This window comes from Cellulomonas sp. P2_F12 (genome assembly GCF_056403775.1).
Map to the genome: position 1 here is coordinate 140490 of NZ_JBFUEV010000009.1, position 23054 is coordinate 163543.

Below are 23054 nucleotides of genomic sequence, written 5' to 3' on the forward strand. Positions count from 1 at the left end.
CCACCCCGGTGGGGTACCGGACCGGGCCGAAAGGCCCACAGGAGGCGCTGGCGTGAAAGGCGGAGCGGGGTACTGGGACGAGCAGGCGGCGACGTACGACCGCACGACCGCCTTCCTGGAGCCGCGGCTGTTCGCCCCGGCCCGTCGGTGGATCGCCGACCGCGTCTCGGGCAGCACGCTGGAGGTCGCTGTCGGCACGGGCGCGAACCTGCCCTACTACGCGGACCGTGCCACCGACCTGACGGTCACCGACGTCAGCCCCGCGATGCTCGCCGCGGCGTCGGACCGGGCGGGGTCGCTCGGCGTCCCGGTCCGCCTGCTCCGGTCCGACGCCGCCGACCTGGACCTGCCCGACGACTCGTTCGACACCGTCGTCTGCACCCTGGCGATGTGCTGCGTCCCCGACGAGCTCGCCGCGCTGCGCGAGCTGGCCCGGGTGCTGCGACCGGGCGGCCGGCTGCTGATGGCCGACCACGTCGAGTCGTCGGCACTCCTGGGCCGGGGGGTGCAGCGCGTGCTCGACCTGGTCACCCCGAAGCGGGCCGGGGAGCACCACCGCCGGCGCCCGTCGCTGCTGCTCGAGGACGCGGGTCTCGCGCTCGTCGAGAGCGCGGCGTCCCGCTGGCGGCTGGTCGAGCGGGTCTGGGCGACGACGGCGCCGCGCTGAGGGGTGCCGACGGTCGTCGGCACCCCTCGCCCGCGCAGGTCAGACCGTGCAGGTGGCCGACGGCGTCGTCGTGCTCCCGTTCTTGTAGAACGTGACGCCGAAGGTGTTGCCGGAGCCGTTCGGCTTCACGGTGCGGGTGGACCCGCTGCCGGTGACCGTGGCGTTCCAGCTGTTCTGGACGCTCTGGCCGCCGTTCAGGGTGAGCGTGACCGTCCAGGCGCTGCTGCGGCTGACCGAGTAGGTCACGTTGAACCGGTCGGACCACTCGTCGCCGCGGGTGACCGCGACGGTGCAGGAGCCCGTGCCGCCCGTCGGCGGAGGCGTCGTCGTGCCGCCGCCGCTCCCGGACGGCGCGACCGCGCGGCCGGTGTCGGGCGACACCACGCCCGGGCACAGGTTGCGCGACCGGAGGTCCTGCAGGATGCCCGGCAGCGCCGCGACCGTGTTGGCCGGCCAGTCGTGCATGAGGATGACCTGGCCGTTCTGCAGCGTGCTCGCCGCCTGCCGGATCGACGCGGCGCTGGCGTTGTTCCAGTCCTGCGAGTCGACGTCCCAGATGATCTCCCGCAGGCCGAGCGAGCTCTCGACGCTCTTGAGGGTCGCGTTGGTCTCGCCGTAGGGCGGCCGGAACAGGCGCGGTGCCGTGCCGACGGTCTGCTGGATGATCTGCTGCGTCCGCGAGAGCTGCGACTGGACGTCCGCCTGGCTCAGGTTGACCAGGTGGGGGTGGTCCCAGCTGTGGTTGCCGATGGCCAGCCCCGCGCTCTTGTAGGCCTGCAGGAGCTCCGGGTGCGCCTGCACGTACTGACCCTCGGGGAACGCCGTCGCGGTGGCGCCGTTGCTGGTCAGGACGTTGAGGAGGGTGGTGGTGTTGCCCGCTGTCGGGCCGTCGTCGAACGTGAGCCCGACGTACCCGGCCGAGCAGCTGCCCGTCCAGCCCCCGCTCGTCGGGGGAGGCGTCGTCGTGCCGCCGCCACTCGCCGTGCAGGTCGCCGACGGCGTCGCGGTGCTGCCGTTCTTGTAGAACGTGACCCCGAACGTGTTGCCGGAGCCGTTCGGGGTGACGGTCCGGGTGGAGCCGCTGCCGGTGACGTCGGCGTTCCAGCTGCTCTGCACGCTCTGGTTGCCGTTGAGGGCAAGGTTGACGGCCCAGGCGCTGCTGCCGCTGACGGCGTAGGTGACGTTGAACCGGTCGGACCACTCGTCGCCGCGGGTCGCCGTCACGGTGCAGCCGTTGCTGCCTCCGCCCGGGGGCGGGGTGGTCGTGCCGCCACCGCTGCCCTCGCTCACCGTGATGTTCGAGCTGCCGCTCGACTGGTACCCCTCGGTCGCCAGGATCATGTAGCTGTGCGTGCCGAGGTTCATGCCCTTGGACGCCCAGGCGTCGAAGAAGTTGCCGGTCGTGATCGTGCCGCCCGTCCGCTTCGCCTGGCGCACGGCCCAGTACTGGTAGAACGTCGCGGTGCCCTGGATCGACGGCTGGTTGACGCGCTGGGTGCGGTAGAGGTCGTACGTGCCGCCGTCGCTGGTGACCGTGCCCATCGCCGTCCCGGTGGGCCGGTAGGTGCCCCAGCTGTCGACGACGTAGTACTCGACCAGCGGGTTGGTGGTCCAGCCGTACAGCGCCAGGTAGGCGTTGCCCGACGGGTTGAACGTGCCGGAGTAGCTGACCGTCTTGCGCCCGCCGGTGCTCCAGCCCTTGCCGGCGACGAAGTTGCCGGTGTTGGACCACTGCGTGCTGTACTGCCCGGCCGCGCCCATGTCCATGGACACCGTGCCCGGGCTGTCGGTCCAGAACGAGTAGTAGAACCCGTTGTTGGTGCCGGTCGAGTTCGACGTCGTCGCGGCGGTGGCTGTGGTCGCGGCGGCGAGGGCTCCCGCGACGAGCGCGCCTGCGGCGAGGAAGCCGACCAGCGCGCGGAGGGACCGGCGGCGCACCGGTGCGCCCCGGGTCGTGGCGAAACTATCGGACATCGTGCACTCCTTTGTGCCGTCATGCGGATCGGAACGCCGGCGGCGCACGCCGAGCCGGTGCGCCGCTGGTGGGCGACCTCCAGGGCCGCATCAACGCGGCCGACATCGATATCGACAACGTTTTCGGGCAGTGTGCCCCGGTGGGCGGGGTTCGGGGAACACGGAGGTGGACGGCGAACCGTTTAGGTTCAGAAGGCTGCGGCGGGCCCGCGCGACTTCGAAAGTTTCACACCGCGCCTCGGATCGATTCGGTCGCGCCGGCGCGCCGACCCTCCGGCGTCCGCGACCCTGACCCGTCGAGCCGCGCGGTCCCGCGACCCGGGGGCAGCGATATGCCCTAGTCTCGGCCCATGCTCATCCTCGGCCTGATCCTCTTCGGGATGCTCATCGGCGCCCTCGCCCAGCTCATCCTCGGCAAGGGACGCAAGGGCATCGACTGGACCATGGCGATCATCGCGGGCCTCGTCGGCTCGTTCGTCGGCGGCCTGCTGGCCAGCCTCCTCGCCGGCGACGGTCTGGAGCTGCGGCCCAGCGGCATCATCGGCTCGATCGTCGGCGCGATCGTCATCACGGCGATCTGGCGCGGGACCCTGGCCCGCCCGAAGGCCTGACCCGCGGGTACTCAGCGGCCGGGCTGCACGAGGGCGCGTCGCGTCACCATCTGCTGGCCGATGATCAGCAGGGCGAAGCCCCAGATGGCATAGCGGTCGCTCGCGGCTGACGCTTGGACGAAGGACGACCCCTCGGAGCCGGCCATGCCCTTCAGGATCGCGTTCCAGTTGAGCGCTGCGATCAGGTTGCCGACGCCGATCGCGCAGAGCAGCCCGCCGACCGAGAGCCAGCGGTGCGCCCAGCGTCCCCAACGGTCCGTCGGCGTGACGCTCGCGATGTCGCTGTCGGCCTGCATGTCCTGACCTCCGCCTGGGATCCGCTCCGTGGGCTCGACGCTAGCGTCGAGCGCGGTCCCCGAGGGTGGAAACGGCCCCACGTCATCGAAGGGCTACGAGACAACCCCGGGTGAGTAGCGCGCCCAGAGCGGCCGCGACGTCGTCGGGCTTCTCCTGGAGCACCATGTGGCCGGCCCCCTCGACGAGCACCAGCCTGGCGCCCGGGATTGCCGACGCCGTCTCGCGCGCCATCTCGACGGGGATCAGCTGGTCGCCCAGCCCATGGACGACCGTGGCCGGGCAGGTGACCGTCGGCAGCAGGGGTCGCGAGTCGACCCGGTCGACGCAGGCCTGGAGCTGGCGGACGAACGCCTCGGGCCCGACCTCGTCCGCCAGGCGCCGCCAGACGGCGAGGAGCTCGCTGTCGTCCCGGTGGGCCGGGTCCACCAGCACCGGGAACGCCGCGTCGACCACGGCACGGTAGCGACCGTCCCGGGTGGCAGCGGCCTGCTTGCGGCGTCCGGCCGTCTCCTCGACGCTGTCCGGTCGGGCGGAGGTGCTGACGAGTCCGAGCGCGACGACCCGCTCCGGGGCTCGCCGGACCACCTCGAGCGCGACGTAGCCGCCCATGCTCACGCCGACCAGGGCGAAGCGGTCCGGGGCCGCATCGAGCAGCCTCTGGGCCATGCCGCCTGTCGAGTCGTCGCGCCGGGTGTCCGCGACCGTCACGGCGCCGTGCGCCCAGAGCGCGGGCACCAGGGAGTCGAACAGTCGCGCCGAGCACGCCAGGCCGGGGACGAGGACTGTCTGCATGCCCCGACCGTAGGCGCGGCCTCCGACACGCGACGGCCTACCGGTCGGCCGCGACCCGGCGTCACGCCGGGCGCCGTCGCTCAGTAGAAGACCCCGAGGTCGTCGACGATCACGAACACGCTCGTCGAGCGCGCGGTCACCGCGATCTGACCGTTCGCCGCGGTCCGCAGCGTCGCCAGGTTCGGCGAGTCCTCGCCCGCGACGAAGTTGACCGCGGAGGTCGAGGGCAGGGCGCCGTCGCCGCTCCACGCGATCAGGTGGCCGGGGCCGACGGACCCGGTCGCGGTCAGGTTCACCACGTGCGCGACCGCGGGCGGCAGGTCCGAGGCCGGGACGACGAGCGTCTGGCTGTCGGCCAGCCGACCCGGGCCGGTGCGGGTGTCGGCGACGCGTGAGGTGGTCGTCGGCGCGAACCGCAGACCGTCGGTGCGCACGCCGTCGTCGTACCAGCCCTGCAGGTCGACGATGAGGTGGACCGTGCCGTTGCTGCCGTTGCGGAACGCGATCCCCGGGGAGCCGAACTCGTCGTAGCTGACCGGGACGACGGCGTGGTTGGCGACCGTCTGGCCCGGCACGAAGTTGGCGTTCGAGACGACGGGCGCGTCCGTGTCCCCCGCCCACGCGATCAGGTGACCGGCCCGGGTCGGTTCGGTGATCGTCAGGTTCACGTCGACCGCCGTCACCTCGCCCCTGTTCGAGCCGGACACGTTCAGCGGAATCCAGAGCTCCTCGTACGGGGCGAGCGCCGGGGCGTCGGCGTCCGTCCGGGTGTCGAAGACCCGCCACGGGCCGGCCGGGTGGTACCCGCCACCCTGCTCGCCGCCGGCGTCGGAGTAGAAGCCCTGGACGTCGACGATCGCGTGCGTGGAGCCGACGGCGTTGTAGATCGCGATCCGGCCGTCCTGCCCCACGGGGACGACGACCTGGTTGGGTCGGCTCTGGCCACGCGCCAGGTTGACGGACGACGTGTCCGGGACGGGGTCGCCGGCCGGCCACACCCGCAGGTGCGTGGCTGCGGTCGGTTCGGTCCCGGTGACGTTGAGCAGCACGGCGCTCACGCCCGAGGAGGGGATGTCGCCGTGGGCCGCCGGGTCGAACGTGATGGTCTGCCCCGGGCCGATGGGGCCGGCGTGGCCCCCGACGCCCAGGCGTGTGTCGAGGACGCGCACGGGGTCGATGGGCACGAACTCGCCCTCGGCGCCGACGGGCACGTGCAGAGGACCGCTGGTCACGGGCAAGGACGGCTCGCTCGCCACCCCCGAGGTCACCGCTCGGACGCGGTACGTGTAGCTGGTGCCCTCCACCACGTTCGTGTCCGTCCACGGCATCGGCACGTCGTGCGCGACCTCGGTCTCGGCCCCTCCCGCGGTCGAGCGCAGCACGCGGTAGGCCGAGCTCCAGGTCGTCGTGGAGAGCTGGACGTCGCCGCGCCGTGGAGTCGCGGTCACGACGGGGACCGCGGGAGCCGCGACCGCGAACATCGTCACCCACGTGTACGACGCGCCCCAGGCCGACTGGTCGGGCGTGCGCAGGTATCCCTGGAAGTGGTGCGTGCCGTCGGACGGGATGCTGACGGCGACCTGGCAGCTGGCACCCGGCGCGAGCGTCGTGCCGGTGCAGCCGTCCTGCCCGATCGTCACGGGTGCCTCGTTCGGCTGCTGCCCGCCGGGCCGCTCCGTCGCGCCGTACGTCTGCGGCACGGAGCCCGTGTTCGTCACCGTGATCGAGCCCTGTGCCGTGTACCCGGCGACCGTGCCCGGCGCGGTGAACCCCGTGGTGGTGGTGTGCCGGAATGCGACGTCGGAGTTCCAGCGCAGCGATCCGCGGACGTTGGACAGGGTGCTGTCGCACTTGGTCAGGCTGTAGTCGACCGCGAGGCTCGTGAGCAGGCCGGCGCCGTCCCGGGTGAGGCCCACCACGTCGAACGTCCCCGTCGGGGTGCCACAGCCGCTGTGCTTGTAGGACAACGTCAGGCGCGCCAGGTCGTTGTTCGGGTAGGCGCCGATGGTGTAGCTCTGGCCCACCACCAGGTGCGGGGCGTTCGGCGGGGCCATGAGGGTCAGGTCCGCGCCGTCCCCCTCGACGCCGGCGAACACGAGCACGTGGTCCAGGGTCCCGGCGTCCCGCTGCACCTCGAAACGCCCGGGCGGCGTGAACACCGCGTTGCCGTGGTTGATCAGCCAGCCGCCCTGTCCCTGGAGCGTGAGCGCGGTGATCGGGGCGCTCGCCACCGCCGCTGCCGCCGTCACGGAGCCGGAGAGGAGCGCGACGACGCTCACGAGAGCGGTGAGCAGAGCAGCCGGATGCGGACGACGCACGAACACAACCCCTTGTCTCGGCCGCATGTGGGCGGCGACGCCCTCGAGGTCGGCGGGCGGCGCGACGCGCGACGGCGACATGATGACAGGTCGCTTCGCACCCGAGTGAGGGCAGCCCGACGATTAGCCCGAACGGGGGAACGCCGGGCTACCGTCCGCCGGCGAGCCTGGCCACCTGGGCGTCGAGGTACCGACGCTCCGCCACGTTCGTCGCCCGGCCCGCGGCCCGCCGGTAGTGCGCGAGCGCCAGGTCGTCCTCGCCCGCGAGCTCGTGGAGGTAGGCGCGGAGCTGGTCGACGCGCGGGAGCGTGTCGTCGACGCCGTCGAGGATCTCGAGCCCGGCGGCGGGGCCGTCGACCATCGACGCGGCGACCGCCCGGTTCAGGGTCACGACGGGGTTGCCCGTCATCCGGTCGAGCAGCTCGTACAGCGCCAGGATCTGCGACCAGTCGGTGGCGTCGGCGCTGGTCGCGCGGTCGTGGATCGCGGCGATCGCCGCCTGCAGCTGGTACTCGCCGACCGCGCCGCGGCCGAATGCCCGGTCGAGCAGCGCGGTCCCCTCGACGATCCGGCGACGGTCCCAACGGCTCCGGTCCTGGTCGGCCAGCGGCACCGGGTCGCCGTTCGCGTCGATCCGGGCCGGCCGGCGGGCGTCCGTGAGCAGCATCAGCGCGAGCAGCCCGGCGACCTCGGGCTCGTCCTCCGTCGCGTGCACCAGCCGCGCGATCCGGATCGCCTCGTCGGACAGGTCGACGCGCGTGAGGTCCTCGCCCGAGCTGCCCGTGTACCCCTCGTTGAACATCAGGTAGAGCACGCGGAGCACGCTGCGCAGCCGCGCCGGGTGCTCGTCGGCCGTCGGCATCGAGAACCGCTCGCCCGCGACCCGCTGCTTGGCGCGGCTGATGCGCTGCGCCATGGTCGCCTCGCCGACGAGGAACGCGCGCGCGATCTCCGCGGTGGTCAGCCCGCCGACGGCGCGCAGGGTGAGTGCGATCGCGGACGTCGGCGTCAGCACCGGGTGGCAGCACAGGAACAGCACGGTGAGCGTGTCGTCCTCGTGGGTCGCCTCGCCGACGTCGGGCTCGGCGGCGACGCGCAGCTCGCGGTCTCGTCGCGACACGTCGCTGCGCCACTGGTCGACCATCCGGCGCGACGCCGTCTGCAGCAGCCAGCCCCGCGGGCGCTCCGGGATGCCGTCCGTCGGCCAGTGCGTCGCGGCCGCGAGCAGCGCCTCCTGCACGGCGTCCTCCGCGGCGTCGAAGTCGCCCCACCGACGCGCGAGCGTGCCGACGACCTGCGGCGCGAGCTCGCGCAGCAGGTCCTCGACCCCGCCCGGGACGTTCAGCGCGCGTCGCTCGCCGTCTCGAGGAACGCGTTCATCTCCTCGACGTCGGACGGTCCGTCCTCCATGATCCGGCGCACCTGGATCGGCTGCTGCGTCGGGACGCCGCCGCGACCGGGGACCGCGGACACGAGCGCGGCGATCTCCAGCGCGCGCGCCTCGGTCTCGGTCTCGACGATCTGGTAGCCCGCGACCCACTCCTTGAACTCCTGGAACGGGCCGTCGGTGACCACCGTGGTGGCCCCGTCGGAGCGGACGACCTTGGCCAGGTCGGGTCCGGTGAGGATCTCGCCGCCGACGAGCTCGCCGTTGGCGATCAGCTCGCGGTTCAGCCGGCCGTAGTAGTTCAGGTGCTCGGCGACCTCGTCGTCGGTCCACTCCGACATGGGGGCGTCGTCCGGGCCGCTCTGGAAGTCCACGATCAGCACGTACCTAGCCATGTTGCTCCTCCTTCGTCGTGCCCAGGTTGGCACCATCACTCGTCGGACGGAGCCGACCGCCGTTCCTCTACATGGTCCACAGGAGTAGTTTCCGCGCATGGACCCGTCGTCCTCCACCCGGATGCCCGGCCGCCTCGTGCCCGCGAGCGGCGGCCACGTGCCCGTGCGCGTGCGGGGATTCCTGGAGGACGCCACGCCCGGCCGCGCCGGGCGCTCCGAGCGGGGGTTCGCCGTGGTGCTGGCCCGTTCCGAGCACGACGTGGTCAAGGTCCTCGACGGTGGCACGGTCCTCGGGTTCCTGCCGCCCACCTGGTCGCAGACGATGGACTTCGAGCTGTGGTCGTGCGAGCAGGCCGGGGAGCCCGCGCTGGCCCGGGCGATCCTCGAAGGGGTCCCGGGCGAGCGCGACCTGTTCGTCATGCTCGACTGGCGTCGGCCGCGCGCCTGAGGGCCGACTGCCCGGATCGGAGCGCGATGCTCGGACGCCTGCACCACCTGGTCGTCGACTGTCCCGACCCGGACCTCCTCGCGCAGTTCTACGCAACCCTGCTCGGGCAGCGGATCACGTACCGCTCGCCGGACTTCGTCGTCGTCGCGCCGGCTCCGGACACGTCCGGCCTCGCGTTCCAGCGCGCGCCCGACCACGAGCCGCCCGACTGGCCCGACCCGCACCGGCCGCAGCAGATGCACCTCGACGTGATGGTCGAGGACCTCGACGCCGGGGAGGTCGCCGTCCTCGCGCTCGGCGCGCGGCGGCTCGCGGCGGGCGACCACGTGTACGCCGACCCGGCCGGGCACCCGTTCTGCCTGATCCGCCGTCCGCCGTGGGCGCCGCCGCTGGACCTCTCGTAGGGTCGGACAGCATGGCACTCCAGCTGGTCCAGGTGAACATCAAGGCTCGGGACGACGCGGCGGTCGGCCGGTTCTGGGCGGACGCTCTCGGCTGGGGGGTGTCCAGCGAGGGACCCGGCGTGACCAACGTGGAACCGGTCGGGTTCGCGTGGCCGGACCCCGTGGCGGTGTGCGTCGACGTCGTCACGGTCCCGGACCTGGAGACGGTGCGGTACCGCGCGCACCTCGACCTCGCCACCACGTCCGCCGCCCACCACGCCGAGCTGGTCGCGCGCCTGCAGGAGCTCGGGGCGACGCCGGCCGGTGAGGGCGACGGGGACGTGCCGTGGACCGTCCTCGCGGATCCGGAGGGCAACGTGTTCCGCGTGCTCGAACCCCGCCCGGTCGACCAGGACACCGGGCCGATCGCCGCGGTGGTGGTCCACTGCGCGGACCCGCGGGCCCTGGCCACGTTCTGGGGCGAGGCGACGGGCTGGACCCTGCACGACGTGACCGACGACCGCGCGAGGCTGCGATCGGCCGCGGGGGTCGGCCCGTACCTGGAGCTCGCCCGCACCCCCGACGTGGCGACCGTGCGCCACCGTGTGCACCTCGACCTGCTGCCGTACCCCGGTGACGATCAGGCGGCAGAGGTCGCCCGGCTGCGGTCCCTCGGCGCCACGGACGCCGACGTCGGCCAGGGCGACGCGCCGTGGAAGGTTCTCGCCGACCCGGAGGGCAACGAGTTCTGCGTCCTGCACCCACGCTGACGCAGGGATGTCGGAGGGCGTTCCTACCGTGGGCGCATGAGCATCCGACCGTTCCGCGTCGACGTGCCGCAACCGGTTCTCGACGACCTGCGCGACCGCCTGTCGCGCACCCGCTTCCTCGACGACTCGCCCCGCCGGCCGGAGTCGGGAATGACCGCGTCGTACCTGAGGGACCTCGTCTCGTCGTGGCAGACGTTCGACTGGCGCGCGCGGGAGGCCTGGTTGAACGAGCACCCGCAGTTCCTCGCCGACGTCGACGGCACCACGCTGCACGTCGCGCACCTGCGGTCGTCGGCCCCGGAGGCGCCCGCGCTCCTGGTGATGCACGGCTGGCCGCACACGTTCGCGCTGCAGCTCGACTTCGCCGACCTGCTGCCCGACCTCGACGTGGTGGTGGTGAGCCTGCCCGGGTTCGCGTTCTCGCCCCCGCTCGACGGGCCGATCACCGAGCAGCGGCTGGCCGACCTGGTGCACGCGCTCATGACCGACGTGCTCGGCTACTCCCGCTACCTCACCTACGGCGAGGACCTCACCGCGAACGTGAGCGACCTCGTCGCCGCGACGCACCCCGAGGCCGTGGCCGGCATCGTCGTCACGCACGCGCACTTCCTCTCGCAGGAGGAGCAGCAGGCGTCGACCGACCCGACCGAGCGTGCGTTCTACGACCGCATGTCGGCCGGCTGGTACCAGCAGGCCGGCTACGCCCACCTCCAGGGCACCCGGCCCGACACGGTCGGCGCGGCCCTCAACGACTCCCCGGCCGGCCTGCTCGCGTGGATCACCGAGAAGCTGGTCGAGTGGAGCGACACCCCGGCCGGCGACCCGACCGCCGTCGAGAGGCGCATCTCACGCGACCGCATCCTCACGGAGGCCACGCTGTACTGGGCCACGCAGAGCATCGCCACCTCGTTCCGGCCGTACTTCGACGGCGCGGACGCCGTGATCACCCCGGTCGAGGTGCCGGCCGCCGTCTTCGTCCAGCAGCACGAGCACGACAACCCGGAGTCGGTGGCGCGGGGGTTCTACCGGGATCTGCGGGTGTTCGAGCGGCTGCCCGAGGGCGGTCACTTCGCCGTCGCCGAGGTGCCGGAGGCGATGGCGGAGCGAGTGCGCCGGTTCGTCGGGGAGGTGCGCGCGTCGGGGTGATCTGCCTCACCTTCCTGCCGATGCGGCGCGTTCAGGTCTCACCATGAACGGCAAGCGGCCCGACGCCCCGCTGGCCGCCACCCTCGTGGGAGGTGTGCCATGGCCCAGGACGACACGGCGCTGCACTGCGGTGAGTGCCGGACCCGCTACCCCGTCGGTCGACTCGCTCGCGAGTGCGAGCTGACGCACGGCGTCCGGCTGGTCTACGACAACTCGAGCTTCTGGATGGGCGCCGGCGACACCGGTCCGCGCTACTCCGAGGCGCGCGGCTGACCTAGCTCCCGGCCTGGCGCAGCCACTCGTCCGTCTCGGGGTCCGCCATGAGCTCCCGGACCTCCTGCGCGCAGCGGCACCCGACGGCGATCTTGGCTGCCCACTCCAGCGCCTCGTCGCGTGTCGACACCTCGACGACCGCGAACCCGCCGATGACCTCCTTGGTCTCCGGGTAGGGGCCGTCGGTGACCAGGCCGTCCGTCCCCACGACGCTCGCCCTCTGCCGCTCCAGCCCGCCGCCGAACACCCACACGCCTGCCTTCATGGCCTCGAAGACCACCTCGTGCGAGGCCTTGCCGACGTCGGGCCAGTCCTCGTCGGGGATGTGGTCCATCGCGCCGTCGTTGAACGAGATCAGGTACTGCCTCATCGCACGACTCCCTAGTCCAGCGGCCGCGGGCGGCGGCCCCTTACGGCTTCTACGAACGACTCACCTCGGATCCGACGCTATGCCAGGATCTGCCGTGGAACTCGGCCGTTCGAGGGGGTGCACGGTGGACCAGCGCCGCGGGGGTACTCCCAGCGCGCTCGCGCTCGTCGTCCTCGTCGTCGCGTTGCTGTCCGCGTGCACGGCCGGCCTCGAGCCCGCACCGACGGCGCCCGCCGTGCCACGCCCGCCCGTCGCGAGCTCTGCACCGGCAACCCCTGCCCCCGTCGCAGCGGGCGAGCTGACGTGCGTGGCACCCGACGAGCAGGTGCTCGGGTGGCTGCACGGCAGGGTGCGCGACAGCCTGCCCGCGTCCGATGCCGTGATGGTGGAGGTCGGACCCGGTGACAGCCCGAGCGAGACATGGTGGGTCGTCGCGGCGAGGTCGTACTCGGACGCGTGGGGCCAGAGCGGTGAGTACAACCCCGTCACCTTCCTGACGACGGCGGCCGACGACTCGGGGGCCGGTCGCTGGATCGCCGTGGGCCGTGCGCTCGGCGCCTCCAAGGGCTCCACCGACTGGAGTGACGTCTCCTGGACCGGCGACAGGCTCGCGCGTGGTCAGCAGGCCCAGGCGCTGGCGCTGTCCTGCCTCGACGGATCGAGCTGACGAAGCGCCGACTGGAGGAAACGGGGTCCGGTCGGGGGGAGACTGGGCGACAGCAACCTTTCTGCGTCGACGAGGAGTCCACCGTGCCCGAGGGAACTGTCCGATGGTTCGACGCCGAGCGGGGGTTCGGCTTCCTCTTCCTCGGGGAGGGGACCGAGGACCTGTTCGTGCACGCGTCCGAGATCGTCGGCGACGACGGGACGAGGCTGCTCCGAGAAGGGCAGCTCGTCGAGTTCGAGCTGGGCGAGGGCGACCGCGGCCCGCAGGCCCGCCGCGTCCGGGTCACGGGCGACCACGCCCCCGACGCACCCCTGGGCGTGCTCGGCACGGTCTCCTGGTACGAGCCGGGCAAGGGCTACGGCTTCATCACGCCCGACGGCGGCGGTGCGGAGATCTTCGTGCACAGCTCGGCCATCGTCGGCGGCGGCGTGATCTCGGACGGGCAGCGGGTGGCGTTCCTCGTCGTCGATGGGGAGAAGGGGCCGCAGGCGGACCACCTGCTCCCGCTCGGGCCCGACGCTCTCGGTCGACCCCGGGCGGCCGACGGCGCGGACGGCACCGTGTCCTGGTACGACGGCGAGAAGGGCTTCGGGTTCGTCACACCCGACTCGGGCGCCGAGGACCTCTTCGTTCACGTCCGGGCCCTGCCCGGCGGGGTCTCGGAGCTGTCCGAGGGCGATCGCGTGACCTACGACGTCGGCACCAGCGAGAAGGGACTCCAGGCGCGCAACATCCGGCTCGTTCGTGGTGCGCCTGCGGCGTCGGGCCGCGGTCGGTCGGGCCCCCCGAGCGAGTACGGCGACTCCGTGCGCGGCGGCGAGGGCGTGGTCGCGCGGTACGACACGGAGCGCGGGTTCGGCTTCATCACGCCGGATGCCGGGGGTGCGGACCTGTTCGTGCACGTGTCGGTCGTTCGGGGCGCCGACGGGCTGCAGGAGGGCGACCGGGTCCGGTACAAGGTGCGCCAGAGTGATCGGGGACCGCAGGCCGACAGCGTCGAGCTGGTGTGAGCCGAGAGACGCGGAGGCGGCGACAAGCGCCCATCCGCTGCCGTCACCTGGCCGCCTCGCCGATGACCGCCGCCAGCCGGGAGACCGCCTCGTCCACCCGCGCGTCGACCAGGTTCCCGTACCCGAGGACGAGCGCCGGGGCGGTCGGATCCCCGAGGCGATAGCGGCCGGCCGGCACCACGCGCACGTCGTGCCGGGCGGCCCGCCGGGCCACCAGGTCCTCGTCGACACCGGCCGGCAGCCCGAGCACGACGTGCAGCCCTGCGGCCAGCCCCGACACGGGCAGGCCGGGCAACCGACGGTCGAGAGCCGCCATCAGTGCCGCCCGGCGTCGTCGGTAGCGGGCCCGGGCCGCGCGCAGGTGCCGGTCGTAGCCACCCTCGTCGAGCAGCGCCGCGCAGGCGAGCTGGTGCAGCGACGGCGGCGCGAACGCCTCGACGTCCAGCCCTGCCCGTGCGGCGGGGACGTCGTCGGGCGGGACGAACCAGCCGATGCCGAACCCGCTCGCCAGCGTCTTGCTGAGCGAGCCCACCAGGGCGACGCGGTCCGGCGCGAGGGCGCGCAGCGCGGCCACCGGCCGGCGGTCGTACCGGAACTCGGCGTCGTAGTCGTCCTCGACGATCACGCCGTCGACCGAGCGTGCCCACCGCACGAGTGCCTCGCGTCGCGCAGGTCCGAGCGCGGCGCCGACCGGGAACTGGTGCGCCGGCGTCACGAGCGCCACCCGTGCGCCGGTGCGCCCGGCCGCGGCCACCAGCGCGCCGGTGTCCACCCCGTCCTCGTCGACGGGAACCGGAACGGGCCGCAGCCCGGCGGCTGCGGCGACGTCGCGCAGCCGTGGCCAGCTCGGGTCCTCCACGAGCACCGTCTCGTGCCCCGCGGCCCGCAGCGACCGTGCGAGGCGTGCCATGCCGTCTGCTGCACCGTGGGTGACGACGACATGGTCCGCCTCGACGAGGACCGCGCGCGTCGCGGCGAGCCGGTCGGCGAGCACCTGGCGCAGAGCGGGCACACCGCGAGGGTCCGGCGCGGCGAGGTCGCCCGGTGTCGCGGACGCGACGGCCGAGCGGACGGCCCTGACCCACGCCGCGAGGGGCAGGTGCCGCAGGTCGGGCACACCGGGTCCGAGGTCGAACATGGGCCGGGGCTGGACTGCGAGGCCGGAGACGTCGGTGGGCGCCGCCGTCTGCGTCGGCCAGGACGTGGAGGCCACGCGCGTGCCGGCACCGGTGCGCGCGTCCAGCACACCCTCCGCCACCAGGCCGCCGTACGCCTGCGTGACCACCCAGCGCGACACGCCCAGGTCGCGGGCCAGCGCCCGGCTGGGCGGCACCGGGTCACCGGGGCGGAGCCGTCCCTCGCGGATGGCGGTGCGCAGCGCCCGCTCGAGGGCGACGTGCGCCGGCCGGTCGTCCTCGAGGGTCACGAGCGCGTCGCCGGCCCAGCGATTGGTCTGGTCGTGTTCCACAGGAATGGACCGTACTCCCGGTCCGCTACGTGCCTACCGTCGAGTGCAACACCCCAGCTCTGACGACGGAGGACACTCATGCAGCACCGCACCCTCGGCTCCGGCCCAACCGCCACGGACGTGAGCGTCCTGTGCCTGGGCACCATGAACTTCGGCACGCACACACCGCGCGAGACGGCCTTCGAGGTCCTCGACCGGTTCGTCGACGCCGGCGGCACGTTCCTCGACACCGCGAACAACTACAACGCCTGGGACGCCGGCGGCCAGGGGCACGAGAGCGAGGACGTGATCGGCGCCTGGCTGGCGTCGCGCGGGCTGCGCGACCGCGTGCGCATCGCGACGAAGTGCGGCGCGGGCAAGAAGGACCCGGCCCTGCCGCTGTCCAACACCCCTCCGACGAACTACCAGGGCCTGGGCGCCGAGACGATCCGCCACGAGGCCGCCACGAGCCTGCGCCACCTCGGCGTCGACCGGATCGACGTCTACTACGGGCACGTGGACGACCGCGACACCGCCCTCGAGGAGACGGTCGGCGCCTTCGGCAAGCTCGTGGCCGACGGAGTGGTCGGCGTGCCGGGCATCTCCAACGTCACGACGTGGCGCGTCGTCGAGGCGCGCGAGACCGCTGCCCGCCTCGGCGTCGAGCCGTACGGCGTCGTCCAGCAGCAGGGCGGTGTCGCGTACCCCGGCCCGACCCCGTTCCGCTCCAACTGGGTGTCGGGGGAGCTCCTCGACTACGCCGCGTCCACGGGTGTCGACGGGCGCCCGCCGCTCGCCGTGACCGTGTACTCGCCGCTGCACCAGGGTGCCTACACGCGCGCGGAGAAGCCGCTGTTCGGCGGCGCCGACCACCCGAGCAGCCGTCGTCGGATCGAGGTGCTGCGCGAGGTCGCGCGAGAGCTCGGCGCCACGCCGAACCAGGTCGCCCTGGCCTGGATGCTCGGGGGGCCGACACCGGTCATCCCGATCGTGGGGGCCAGCTCCGTCGCGCAGCTCGACGAGACGCTGGGCGCGCTCGACCTCGACCTCGACGACGAGCTCCGCACGCGGCTCGACGAGGCCTGAGACCCGGCTCAGCGGACCGGCGCCGCCGGCTGCGGTGGGGTCCAGCCCATCGCGGCGTCGGAGCGGCGGAGGATCGCGCTGGTCGGGGTGAGGCGCATGAGCCCGTTGCGGACGCTCTGCCGCCAGCCGCCCCCGAGGTGGGAGCCGAAGCGGCCGGACGCCACCGAGGACCGGGCAGGCCGCGGCTCTACTACGTCATCGTGCTTCTGCCGCGGCAGCCGCGGCCCGCGCCAACCACCGCGGAACGTCGCCGTAGCGTTGGTTCGGCACGAGCTCGCCCTCGGCGCTGCACTCGATCAGCTGTGCCATCCGGCGTGCGCGGGTGACGTCCTGCTTGGCGGAGGTGATCCAGACGGCGCAGACCTTGCGGTAGGTCGCGGTCGACGCCTCCCAGAAGGCGGTGGCCGCCGGCGACGCAGCCAGCTCCTCGGCATACGAGTCCGGCAGTCCGGCCCACGGTCGCTCGTGACTGTAGGGCGCCTCCTCGCGGGTGCGCTGCTCCCAGATCGCCAACCCGCTCGGCTGCATCCGCCCCTCGGCGCGCAGCCTCTCGACGAGATCGAGATTGACCCGGCTCCAGTGGGAGGTCTTCTTCCGAGGGGTCCAGCGTTGCCGCCGCGACTCGTTGTCGATGCGTTGCGCGACCGAGTCGATCCACCCCCAGCACAGCGCCTCGACGACCGCTTGCTCCCAGGTCAGGCCGCGATCAGCCGAGCCCTTGTTCCTCAAGCCCATCCACAGCATCGTCTCCGTGTCGTGGTGCAGCGCCAGCCAGGCACCGAACTCCTCGGGACCGTGGAAGAAGCGCGCAGGTCGTTCGGGTGAGCCGCCCATCCGCCCCGGAGTCTCGGACTCTGCCTGGTCACGTGTCATGCACCGAGTTTGCCGCCGAACGCTTGTCGACATCGCCACCCACGCGCGAGCTCGGTGACGTGCTCGAGCCCCTCGGGTCTCACGTGCGCGGTTGGAACCGCCATCGGTCTCCTGGCCGGCCGGCTACAGCGTGAGCATCAGCGACATCAGATCGTGCTCGGCGTCGGACGGATCGCGACCGCCTCGACCTCGACCAGCTGGTCGTCGTAGCCCAGGACGCTGACGCCGAGCAGGGTGCTCGGGGCGTCGTGGGTGCCGAAGGCACCACGGACGACACGCCAGGCGATGCCGAGATCGGCCTGCTGCGACGACGCTACGTAGACGGTCGTCTTGACGACGTCGGTGAGCTGCGCGCCGGCGGCCTGCAGTGCGATGACGAGATTCGCCATGACCTGTGCAGCCTGTCCGGCGATGTCGCCCACAGCGACGGTGCTGCCGTCGGCGTCGAGCGGGCAGGCTCCCGCGGTGAAGACGAGCTGGCCAGGCCCAGCAACAGCCGCGTAGGCGTAGGGCGCGTTCGCCGTCAGCTGCGGAGGTCGGACGAAGGTGATCGCGGGCTCGGACGACATGTCTCCGTGCTCCATGTGCTCGCGTGGTGACTGCGGCGCGGGCTGCACCGGAGACCCACGCTAGCGGGCGGAGGTCACTACCACCGCGTTCCCCGCCGCGTCCGGGAATGCCTCGCCCCTAGGCAAGGTTGAGCCCAACAGACTCAAGTTCGTCCTCTCGAGTTTGCGCGCGGCCCGAAGCCGACGCAGACTTGAGCCAGCCGGACTCAAGAGCGAGACGACTCATCCCGCACGACACGAAAGAAGGCACACACATGGCACGAGCAGTCGGCATCGACCTCGGTACCACCAACTCGGTGGTCGCTGTCCTCGAGGGCGGCGAGCCCACGGTCATCGCCAACGCCGAGGGGTCGCGCACGACGCCGTCGGTGGTCGCGTTCTCCAAGACGGGTGAGGTGCTGGTCGGCGAGATCGCCAAGCGCCAGGCCGTCACCAACGTCGACCGCACGATCACGTCCGTCAAGCGCCACATGGGCACGGACTGGTCCACGAGCATCGACGACAAGAAGTACACCGCGCAGGAGATCAGCGCGCGGGTGCTCTCCAAGCTCAAGCGTGACGCGGAGGCCTACCTGGGCGAGCCCGTCACGGAGGCCGTCATCACGGTGCCCGCGTACTTCAACGACGCCGAGCGCCAGGCCACCAAGGACGCCGGCGCCATCGCGGGCCTGAACGTCCTGCGCATCATCAACGAGCCCACCGCGGCGGCCCTGGCCTACGGCCTGGAGCGCGGCAAGGAGGACGAGCTCATCCTCGTCTTCGACCTCGGCGGCGGCACGTTCGACGTGTCCCTCCTCGAGGTGGGCAAGGACGACGACGGCTTCTCGACGATCGAGGTCCGCGCCACCTCCGGTGACAACCGCCTCGGCGGCGACGACTGGGACCAGCGCATCGTCGAGTTCCTGATCTCCGAGGTCAAGAACTCCACGGGCGTCGACCTGGGCAAGGACAAGATCGCCGTGCAGCGTCTGCGCGAGGCGGCGGAGCAGGCCAAGAAGGAGCTCTCGTCCGCGACGAGCACCAACATCTCGCTGCAGTACCTGTCGATGAGCGAGAACGGCCCGGTCCACCTGGACACCAAGCTCACGCGCGCACAGTTCCAGCAGATGACGCAGGACCTGCTCGACCGCACCAAGTCGCCGTTCCAGTCGGTCATCCGTGACGCGGGCATCAAGCTCGCGGACATCGACCACGTGGTCCTCGTCGGCGGCTCGACCCGTATGCCCGCGGTCACCGAGGTGGTCAAGGAGCTCACGGGCGGCAAGGAGCCCAACAAGGGCGTCAACCCGGACGAGGTCGTCGCCGTCGGTGCCGCGCTGCAGGCCGGCGTCATGAAGGGCGACCGCAAGGACGTCCTGCTCATCGACGTCACCCCGCTGAGCCTCGGCATCGAGACCAAGGGCGGCGTGATGACCAAGCTCATCGAGCGCAACACGGCCATCCCCACCAAGCGGTCGGAGATCTTCTCCACGGCCGAGGACAACCAGCCGTCCGTGCTGATCCAGGTGTTCCAGGGCGAGCGCGAGTTCGCGCGGGACAACAAGCCGCTGGGCACGTTCGAGCTGACCGGCATCGCGCCGGCTCCGCGTGGCGTGCCGCAGATCGAGGTCACCTTCGACATCGACGCGAACGGCATCGTGCACGTGTCCGCCAAGGACCGCGGCACCAACAAGGAGCAGTCGATGACGATCACGGGCGGGTCGGCCCTCCCCAAGGAGGACATCGAGCGCATGGTGCGCGAGGCCGAGGAGCACGCCGCCGAGGACAAGGCGCGTCGCGAGGAGGCCGAGACCCGCAACACGGCCGAGCAGCTGGTCTACTCGACCGAGAAGCTGCTGGTCGACAACGCGGACAAGCTGCCCGAGGACGTGAAGACCGAGGTCCAGACCGCGGTCACCGAGCTCAAGACGGCGCTCGCGGGCACCGACGTCGACGAGGTCAAGGCCAAGCACTCAGCCCTGCTCGCGGTGAGCCAGAAGATCGGCGAGGCGATCTACTCGGCGGACAACATGGCGGCCAACGCGCCGGCCGACGAGCAGCCCACGGCTGACGCGTCGTCCGACGAGGACGTCGTGGACGCCGAGATCGTCGACGACGAGGACGAGGCGGTCAAGTGACCTCCGGGACCGACGACGCCGGCGACGACCTGACCCCCGAGGAGCAGGTTCTCGCCGACGCCGAGTCCATCGCGGCAGGCGCCGAGGAGGAGGTCGTCCTCGAGGGTCTCGTGGCGGCCGAGGCGCTCGCGGCGGAGCGGCTGGACGAGCTCCAGCGCTCCAAGGCGGCGTACTACAACCTCGAGCAGCAGTACTCCGGGTTCGTGAAGCGGTCGAAGGCCGACGCCCTCGCCGCCCACGACCGTGGGGTGCACGCGATCGTCGAGGCGCTGATCCCGGTGCTGGACGACATCGAGCTGGCCCGCCAGCACGGTGACCTCACCGGACCGTTCGTCTCCATCGCGGAGAAGCTCGAGGCGACCCTCGGTCGCTTCGGGGTGGTCCGCTACGGCGAGGTCGGCGAGGCGTTCGACCCCGCGGTCCACGAGGCGCTCATGCACGCGCACTCCGCGGACGTCACGGAGCCGACCGTGCAGATGGTGCTGCAGCCCGGCTACCGCACCCCCGACCGGGTCCTTCGGGCCGCCCGCGTCGCGGTCGTGGACCCCGAGGCGTAAGAACCGCAGTAGCGTCCGAGCATCTACGGGCCCACACCCGTAGATGCTCGGACGTCACCCAGATCAAGGAAGGAGCGGCGTGACCGGACAGGACTGGCTCGAGAAGGACTTCTACTCGGTCCTCGGCGTCCCCAAGGATGCCGACGCCGCGACCATCAAGAAGGCGTACCGCAAGCTCGCGCGCCAGATGCACCCGGACCACAACCCCGGCGACGCCAAGGCGGAGGCCCGGTTCAAGGACGTCGGCGAGGCCTACGCGGTGCTGTCGGACACCGAGCAGCGCGGCCAGTACGACCAGCTGCGCGCCATGGCCGGCGGCCCCCGGTTCACGTCCGGCGGGCGCGGCGGTGCGGGTTTCGATGACGTCTTCGGCGGCATGTTCGGCGGCGGCCAGCAGGGCGGACGCGTCCGCTACACCAACGCTCCCGGCGGCGCCGCCGGCTTCGAGGACATCCTCGGCGGCCTGTTCGGCAACGGCGGCGCCGGCGGGTTCGCGCCCGGCCCGCAGCAGGGCGCCGACCTGGCAACGAGCGCGACCCTGCCCTTCCGGCAGGCGGTCGAGGGCTCGACCGTGTCGCTGAGCGTCGAGGGTCGGACCGTGAACGCGCGCATCCCGGCCGGCGTCCGCGACGGCCAGAAGATCCGCCTGCGCGGCAAGGGTCGTCCCGGCGACCGCGGCGGTCCGGCGGGCGACCTGGTCATCACCGTCCGCGTGACGCCGCACCCGGTCTTCTCGCTCGACGGCGACAACCTGCGGATCACCGTCCCGGTGGCGTTCGACGAGGCCGCGCTGGGCGCGACGATCGAGGTGCCGACGCTGGACGGGTCCACGGTCCGCGTCCGCGTGCCCGAGGGCACGCCCTCCGGCCGCGCCTTGCGCGTCAAGGGCCGCGGGGTCCCCGGCACGAAGGGCGACCTGCTGATCACCGTCCAGGTCGTCGTCCCGCAGCGGCTGAACCCCGCCGCGCGCGAGGCGGTCCAGGCCTTCGGCATCGCGACGTCCGGTGAGGACGTGCGCTCCGGCCTGCTCGACGCGGCGAAGACGTAGCCATGCCCGCCGAGGACGCCAAGGTCTACGTGATCTCGGTCGCCGCCGAGCTGGCCGGCATGCACCCGCAGACCCTGCGCCAGTACGACCGGCTCGGGCTGGTGACACCGAGCCGGGCGAGCGGCCGCGGCCGGCGGTACTCGTTGCGGGACATCGCGACCCTGCGCGAGGTGCAGCGGCTGTCGCAGGACGAGGGCGTGAACCTGGCCGGCATCAAGCGGATCCTCGAGCTCGAGGCGGAGCTCGAGGGCCTGCGCCGCCAGATCGAGTACCTGCGGGCCTTCGTCGAGCCGGGCCGCCGCGTCTTCACGGCCGACCCGACGGGCGCCGTCGAGGCCGTCAGCCGCACGGCCAGCCGCAGCCGCCGCCCGACCACGACGGCCGACCGCGCCGCCATCGTCCTCTGGCGGCCGAGCTCGCGCTGAGCCCGCAGTCCTACGCTCGAGGCAGCGGACGATGCCGCGACGGCGACGCCTGCGTCCGCACTCACGGTCGGCATCGCGCTCGAACGCGCGGACGTCCGACGTCCACGCCGGCAGCCACTTCCTCGCAGGTGGCCATGGGGCCGATGACGCGCCCTGCCTAGACTCTCGGACCGTGACGACCGACCTCGACCGTGCCGACCTCGCCGACCTCGCCCTCGACCTCGATCGCGCCCGGCGCGACACCCCCGGCATCGACCACGTCGCGCACCTCAACAACGCGGGGGGCGCCCTGCGGCCGAGCGTGGTGACGGACACGGTCGTCGCGCACCTGCGCCGGGAGTCGGAGATCGGCCCCTACGAGGCCGAGGAGGAGTCGGAGGACCGGGTCGCGGCGGTCTACGACTCGGTCGCGACGCTCGTCGGCGCCCGCCGCGACGAGATCGCGCTGGTGCAGAGCGCGACGGCCGCGTGGAACGTCGCGTTCGCCTCCCTGAGCATCCAGCCCGGTCAGCGCGTCCTCACCGCGCGCACGGAGTACATCAGCAACGCCATCGGCCTGCTGCAGGCGTGCGAGCGCACGGGCGCGACCCTCGAGGTGATCGAGGACGACGAGCACGGCCAGGTGGACCTCGACCAGCTGGAGCGCCGGCTCGACGAGGACGTCGCCCTCGTCGCGCTGACCCACGTCCCGACCGGCGGCGGCGTCATCAACCCGGCGGCGGAGGTCGGCGTCCTCACGCGTCGGGCCGGGGTCCCGTTCCTGCTGGACGCGTGCCAGTCGGTCGGCCAGCTGCACGTCGACGTCGAGGAGATCGGGTGCGACCTCCTGGCGGCGACCGGACGCAAGTTCCTGCGCGGCCCCCGCGGCACCGGGTTCCTCTACGCGTCACGCGAGATCACGCGGCGGCTGGTCCCGCCCGTGCTCGGCCTGGGCGCGGCACGGTGGACGTCGCCGACCACGTACGAGGTCGTGCCGGGCGCCCTGCGCTTCGAGACCTGGGAGCGGTCGATCGCGGACAACCTCGGACTGGGCGCGGCCGTCGACTACGCGCTCTCGTTCGGCCTGCCGGCGATCGAGCAGCGTGTCACCGCCCTTGCCGAGCGGCTCCGCGACGACCTCGCGGGGCGCCCGGGCGTCACCGTGCGCGACAAGGGCGTGCGGCGGTCGGGCATCGTCACCTTCACGGTCGACGGGCAGTCCGCCGACGAGGTCCGCGCCCGCGTCTCGGCGGCGGGCGTGAACGTGAGCGTCACGCGCGTCTCGTCGGCCCAGCTCGACTTCGGTGCCCGCGGCCTGACCGAGGTCGTCCGTGCGTCCCCGCACTACTACACGTCCGACGAGGAGCTCGACCGCCTGCTCACCGCTCTGCGCTGACCGGCGCGACGTCCGCACGATCGGTCGTCGGGACGCGCGATCCTGCGGA

The 23054-nt window shown here is 72.6% G+C and carries 26 protein-coding genes; 15 read left to right on the plus strand and 11 right to left on the minus strand.

Annotation, left to right across the window (positions count from 1 at the left end):
- The first annotated feature begins 52 nt into the window (after window positions 1-52).
- Window positions 53-667 carry a class I SAM-dependent methyltransferase gene (locus AC1DWH_RS17255; protein ID WP_477094724.1) on the plus strand — a complete coding sequence of 205 codons (615 nt, stop codon included), beginning with the start codon at window positions 53-55 and terminating at the stop codon, window positions 665-667.
- A 39-nt stretch (window positions 668-706) separates the two neighbouring features.
- Here AC1DWH_RS17255 and AC1DWH_RS17260 read toward each other — a convergent pair whose 3' ends face one another.
- Complete coding sequence (locus AC1DWH_RS17260; RefSeq protein ID WP_477094725.1) at window positions 707-2641, minus strand: glycoside hydrolase family 11 protein; 1935 nt, start codon at window positions 2639-2641, stop codon at window positions 707-709.
- 350 nt (window positions 2642-2991) lie between these two features.
- On the opposite strand from AC1DWH_RS17260, the gene AC1DWH_RS17265 reads away from it, so the two are divergent.
- On the plus strand, window positions 2992-3252 hold the full coding sequence (locus AC1DWH_RS17265) for a GlsB/YeaQ/YmgE family stress response membrane protein (protein ID WP_477094726.1): 261 nt from the start codon (window positions 2992-2994) through the stop codon (window positions 3250-3252).
- Window positions 3253-3263: 11 nt separating this feature from the next.
- On the opposite strand, the gene AC1DWH_RS17270 is transcribed toward AC1DWH_RS17265, so the two are convergent.
- The 5 genes from AC1DWH_RS17270 to AC1DWH_RS17290 form a co-directional block, all read right to left on the minus strand.
- On the minus strand, window positions 3264-3548 hold the full coding sequence (locus AC1DWH_RS17270) for a hypothetical protein (RefSeq protein WP_477094727.1): 285 nt from the start codon (window positions 3546-3548) through the stop codon (window positions 3264-3266).
- An 82-nt stretch (window positions 3549-3630) separates the two neighbouring features.
- Entirely contained in the window at window positions 3631-4341 is a 711-nt protein-coding gene (locus tag AC1DWH_RS17275; protein WP_477094728.1) for an alpha/beta fold hydrolase, read from the minus strand.
- 80 nt (window positions 4342-4421) lie between these two features.
- Entirely contained in the window at window positions 4422-6659 is a 2238-nt protein-coding gene (locus tag AC1DWH_RS17280; protein ID WP_477094729.1) for a hypothetical protein, read from the minus strand.
- 148 nt (window positions 6660-6807) lie between these two features.
- A complete protein-coding gene (locus AC1DWH_RS17285; RefSeq protein WP_477094757.1) occupies window positions 6808-8004 on the minus strand; it encodes an RNA polymerase sigma factor in 1197 nt (398 codons plus the stop codon).
- Complete coding sequence (locus AC1DWH_RS17290; protein WP_456844484.1) at window positions 8001-8441, minus strand: YciI family protein; 441 nt, start codon at window positions 8439-8441, stop codon at window positions 8001-8003. Before AC1DWH_RS17290 ends, AC1DWH_RS17285 begins: the two co-directional genes overlap by 4 nt.
- Before the next feature lie 97 nt (window positions 8442-8538).
- On the opposite strand from AC1DWH_RS17290, the gene AC1DWH_RS17295 reads away from it, so the two are divergent.
- From AC1DWH_RS17295 to AC1DWH_RS17315, 5 genes are all read left to right on the plus strand, one after another.
- Window positions 8539-8889 (plus strand): hypothetical protein, encoded by a 351-nt coding sequence (locus tag AC1DWH_RS17295; protein ID WP_477094730.1) that lies wholly within the window; start codon window positions 8539-8541, stop codon window positions 8887-8889.
- A gap of 26 nt (window positions 8890-8915) precedes the next feature.
- Entirely contained in the window at window positions 8916-9293 is a 378-nt protein-coding gene (locus AC1DWH_RS17300; RefSeq protein ID WP_477094731.1) for a VOC family protein, read from the plus strand.
- 11 nt (window positions 9294-9304) lie between these two features.
- Entirely contained in the window at window positions 9305-10042 is a 738-nt protein-coding gene (locus AC1DWH_RS17305) for a VOC family protein (protein WP_477094732.1), read from the plus strand.
- 36 nt (window positions 10043-10078) lie between these two features.
- Window positions 10079-11188 carry an epoxide hydrolase family protein gene (locus AC1DWH_RS17310; RefSeq protein ID WP_477094733.1) on the plus strand — a complete coding sequence of 370 codons (1110 nt, stop codon included), beginning with the start codon at window positions 10079-10081 and terminating at the stop codon, window positions 11186-11188.
- 99 nt (window positions 11189-11287) lie between these two features.
- Window positions 11288-11461: a hypothetical protein gene (locus AC1DWH_RS17315; protein ID WP_456844489.1), complete on the plus strand. Its 174-nt coding sequence runs from the start codon at window positions 11288-11290 to the stop codon at window positions 11459-11461.
- Between the two features lies 1 nt (window position 11462).
- Here the strand turns inward: AC1DWH_RS17315 and AC1DWH_RS17320 are convergent, their stop codons facing one another.
- Window positions 11463-11831: a YciI family protein gene (locus tag AC1DWH_RS17320; RefSeq protein ID WP_477094734.1), complete on the minus strand. Its 369-nt coding sequence runs from the start codon at window positions 11829-11831 to the stop codon at window positions 11463-11465.
- Window positions 11832-11955: 124 nt separating this feature from the next.
- Here AC1DWH_RS17320 and AC1DWH_RS17325 point away from each other — a divergent pair, with 124 nt between their 5' ends.
- Together AC1DWH_RS17325 and AC1DWH_RS17330 are read left to right on the plus strand one after the other, a co-directional pair.
- On the plus strand, window positions 11956-12498 hold the full coding sequence (locus tag AC1DWH_RS17325; protein ID WP_477094735.1) for a hypothetical protein: 543 nt from the start codon (window positions 11956-11958) through the stop codon (window positions 12496-12498).
- 83 nt (window positions 12499-12581) lie between these two features.
- Window positions 12582-13508 (plus strand): cold-shock protein, encoded by a 927-nt coding sequence (locus AC1DWH_RS17330; RefSeq protein ID WP_477094736.1) that lies wholly within the window; start codon window positions 12582-12584, stop codon window positions 13506-13508.
- A 43-nt stretch (window positions 13509-13551) separates the two neighbouring features.
- Here the strand turns inward: AC1DWH_RS17330 and pdxR are convergent, their stop codons facing one another.
- Window positions 13552-14976 (minus strand): MocR-like pyridoxine biosynthesis transcription factor PdxR, encoded by a 1425-nt coding sequence (pdxR, locus tag AC1DWH_RS17335; protein WP_477094737.1) that lies wholly within the window; start codon window positions 14974-14976, stop codon window positions 13552-13554.
- A gap of 78 nt (window positions 14977-15054) precedes the next feature.
- Between pdxR and AC1DWH_RS17340 the strand changes: the two genes are divergently transcribed.
- On the plus strand, window positions 15055-16041 hold the full coding sequence (locus AC1DWH_RS17340) for an aldo/keto reductase (protein ID WP_477094738.1): 987 nt from the start codon (window positions 15055-15057) through the stop codon (window positions 16039-16041).
- An 8-nt stretch (window positions 16042-16049) separates the two neighbouring features.
- Here the strand turns inward: AC1DWH_RS17340 and AC1DWH_RS17345 are convergent, their stop codons facing one another.
- The 3 genes from AC1DWH_RS17345 to AC1DWH_RS17355 form a co-directional block, all read right to left on the minus strand.
- Window positions 16050-16205 carry a hypothetical protein gene (locus AC1DWH_RS17345; RefSeq protein ID WP_477094739.1) on the minus strand — a complete coding sequence of 52 codons (156 nt, stop codon included), beginning with the start codon at window positions 16203-16205 and terminating at the stop codon, window positions 16050-16052.
- Window positions 16206-16236: 31 nt separating this feature from the next.
- Window positions 16237-16914 carry a YdeI/OmpD-associated family protein gene (locus tag AC1DWH_RS17350; RefSeq protein ID WP_477094740.1) on the minus strand — a complete coding sequence of 226 codons (678 nt, stop codon included), beginning with the start codon at window positions 16912-16914 and terminating at the stop codon, window positions 16237-16239.
- Between the two features lie 146 nt (window positions 16915-17060).
- Window positions 17061-17483, minus strand: coding sequence for a RidA family protein (locus AC1DWH_RS17355; RefSeq protein WP_477094741.1), 423 nt, complete (start codon window positions 17481-17483; stop codon window positions 17061-17063).
- Between the two features lie 254 nt (window positions 17484-17737).
- Between AC1DWH_RS17355 and dnaK the strand changes: the two genes are divergently transcribed.
- The 5 genes from dnaK to AC1DWH_RS17380 all read left to right on the plus strand — a co-directional run bounded on the left by dnaK (window position 17738) and on the right by AC1DWH_RS17380 (window position 23005).
- Complete coding sequence (gene dnaK / locus AC1DWH_RS17360; protein ID WP_477094742.1) at window positions 17738-19600, plus strand: molecular chaperone DnaK; 1863 nt, start codon at window positions 17738-17740, stop codon at window positions 19598-19600.
- Entirely contained in the window at window positions 19597-20157 is a 561-nt protein-coding gene (grpE, locus tag AC1DWH_RS17365) for a nucleotide exchange factor GrpE (protein WP_456844499.1), read from the plus strand. Before dnaK ends, grpE begins: the two co-directional genes overlap by 4 nt.
- Before the next feature lie 79 nt (window positions 20158-20236).
- Window positions 20237-21205 carry a DnaJ C-terminal domain-containing protein gene (locus AC1DWH_RS17370; protein WP_477094743.1) on the plus strand — a complete coding sequence of 323 codons (969 nt, stop codon included), beginning with the start codon at window positions 20237-20239 and terminating at the stop codon, window positions 21203-21205.
- Between the two features lie 2 nt (window positions 21206-21207).
- A complete protein-coding gene (locus AC1DWH_RS17375; protein ID WP_477094744.1) occupies window positions 21208-21630 on the plus strand; it encodes a heat shock protein transcriptional repressor HspR in 423 nt (140 codons plus the stop codon).
- A 172-nt stretch (window positions 21631-21802) separates the two neighbouring features.
- Window positions 21803-23005 (plus strand): aminotransferase class V-fold PLP-dependent enzyme, encoded by a 1203-nt coding sequence (locus tag AC1DWH_RS17380; protein ID WP_477094745.1) that lies wholly within the window; start codon window positions 21803-21805, stop codon window positions 23003-23005.
- Window positions 23006-23054: the final 49 nt, after the last annotated feature.

What these genes read in the sequence shown, in the direction of transcription:
- AC1DWH_RS17260 (WP_477094725.1), bottom strand. Translation starts at nt 2,641, where the DNA reads ATGTCCGATAGTTTCGCCACGACCCGGGGCGCACCGGTGCGCCGCCGG.
- AC1DWH_RS17265 (WP_477094726.1), top strand. Translation starts at nt 2,992, where the DNA reads ATGCTCATCCTCGGCCTGATCCTCTTCGGGATGCTCATCGGCGCCCTC.
- AC1DWH_RS17270 (WP_477094727.1), bottom strand. Translation starts at nt 3,548, where the DNA reads ATGCAGGCCGACAGCGACATCGCGAGCGTCACGCCGACGGACCGTTGG.
- AC1DWH_RS17275 (WP_477094728.1), bottom strand. Translation starts at nt 4,341, where the DNA reads ATGCAGACAGTCCTCGTCCCCGGCCTGGCGTGCTCGGCGCGACTGTTC.
- AC1DWH_RS17290 (WP_456844484.1), bottom strand. Translation starts at nt 8,441, where the DNA reads ATGGCTAGGTACGTGCTGATCGTGGACTTCCAGAGCGGCCCGGACGAC.
- AC1DWH_RS17295 (WP_477094730.1), top strand. Translation starts at nt 8,539, where the DNA reads ATGGACCCGTCGTCCTCCACCCGGATGCCCGGCCGCCTCGTGCCCGCG.
- AC1DWH_RS17300 (WP_477094731.1), top strand. Translation starts at nt 8,916, where the DNA reads ATGCTCGGACGCCTGCACCACCTGGTCGTCGACTGTCCCGACCCGGAC.
- AC1DWH_RS17305 (WP_477094732.1), top strand. Translation starts at nt 9,305, where the DNA reads ATGGCACTCCAGCTGGTCCAGGTGAACATCAAGGCTCGGGACGACGCG.
- AC1DWH_RS17310 (WP_477094733.1), top strand. Translation starts at nt 10,079, where the DNA reads ATGAGCATCCGACCGTTCCGCGTCGACGTGCCGCAACCGGTTCTCGAC.
- AC1DWH_RS17315 (WP_456844489.1), top strand. Translation starts at nt 11,288, where the DNA reads ATGGCCCAGGACGACACGGCGCTGCACTGCGGTGAGTGCCGGACCCGC.
- AC1DWH_RS17320 (WP_477094734.1), bottom strand. Translation starts at nt 11,831, where the DNA reads ATGAGGCAGTACCTGATCTCGTTCAACGACGGCGCGATGGACCACATC.
- AC1DWH_RS17340 (WP_477094738.1), top strand. Translation starts at nt 15,055, where the DNA reads ATGCAGCACCGCACCCTCGGCTCCGGCCCAACCGCCACGGACGTGAGC.
- AC1DWH_RS17350 (WP_477094740.1), bottom strand. Translation starts at nt 16,914, where the DNA reads ATGACACGTGACCAGGCAGAGTCCGAGACTCCGGGGCGGATGGGCGGC.
- AC1DWH_RS17355 (WP_477094741.1), bottom strand. Translation starts at nt 17,483, where the DNA reads ATGTCGTCCGAGCCCGCGATCACCTTCGTCCGACCTCCGCAGCTGACG.
- dnaK (WP_477094742.1), top strand. Translation starts at nt 17,738, where the DNA reads ATGGCACGAGCAGTCGGCATCGACCTCGGTACCACCAACTCGGTGGTC.
- AC1DWH_RS17375 (WP_477094744.1), top strand. Translation starts at nt 21,208, where the DNA reads ATGCCCGCCGAGGACGCCAAGGTCTACGTGATCTCGGTCGCCGCCGAG.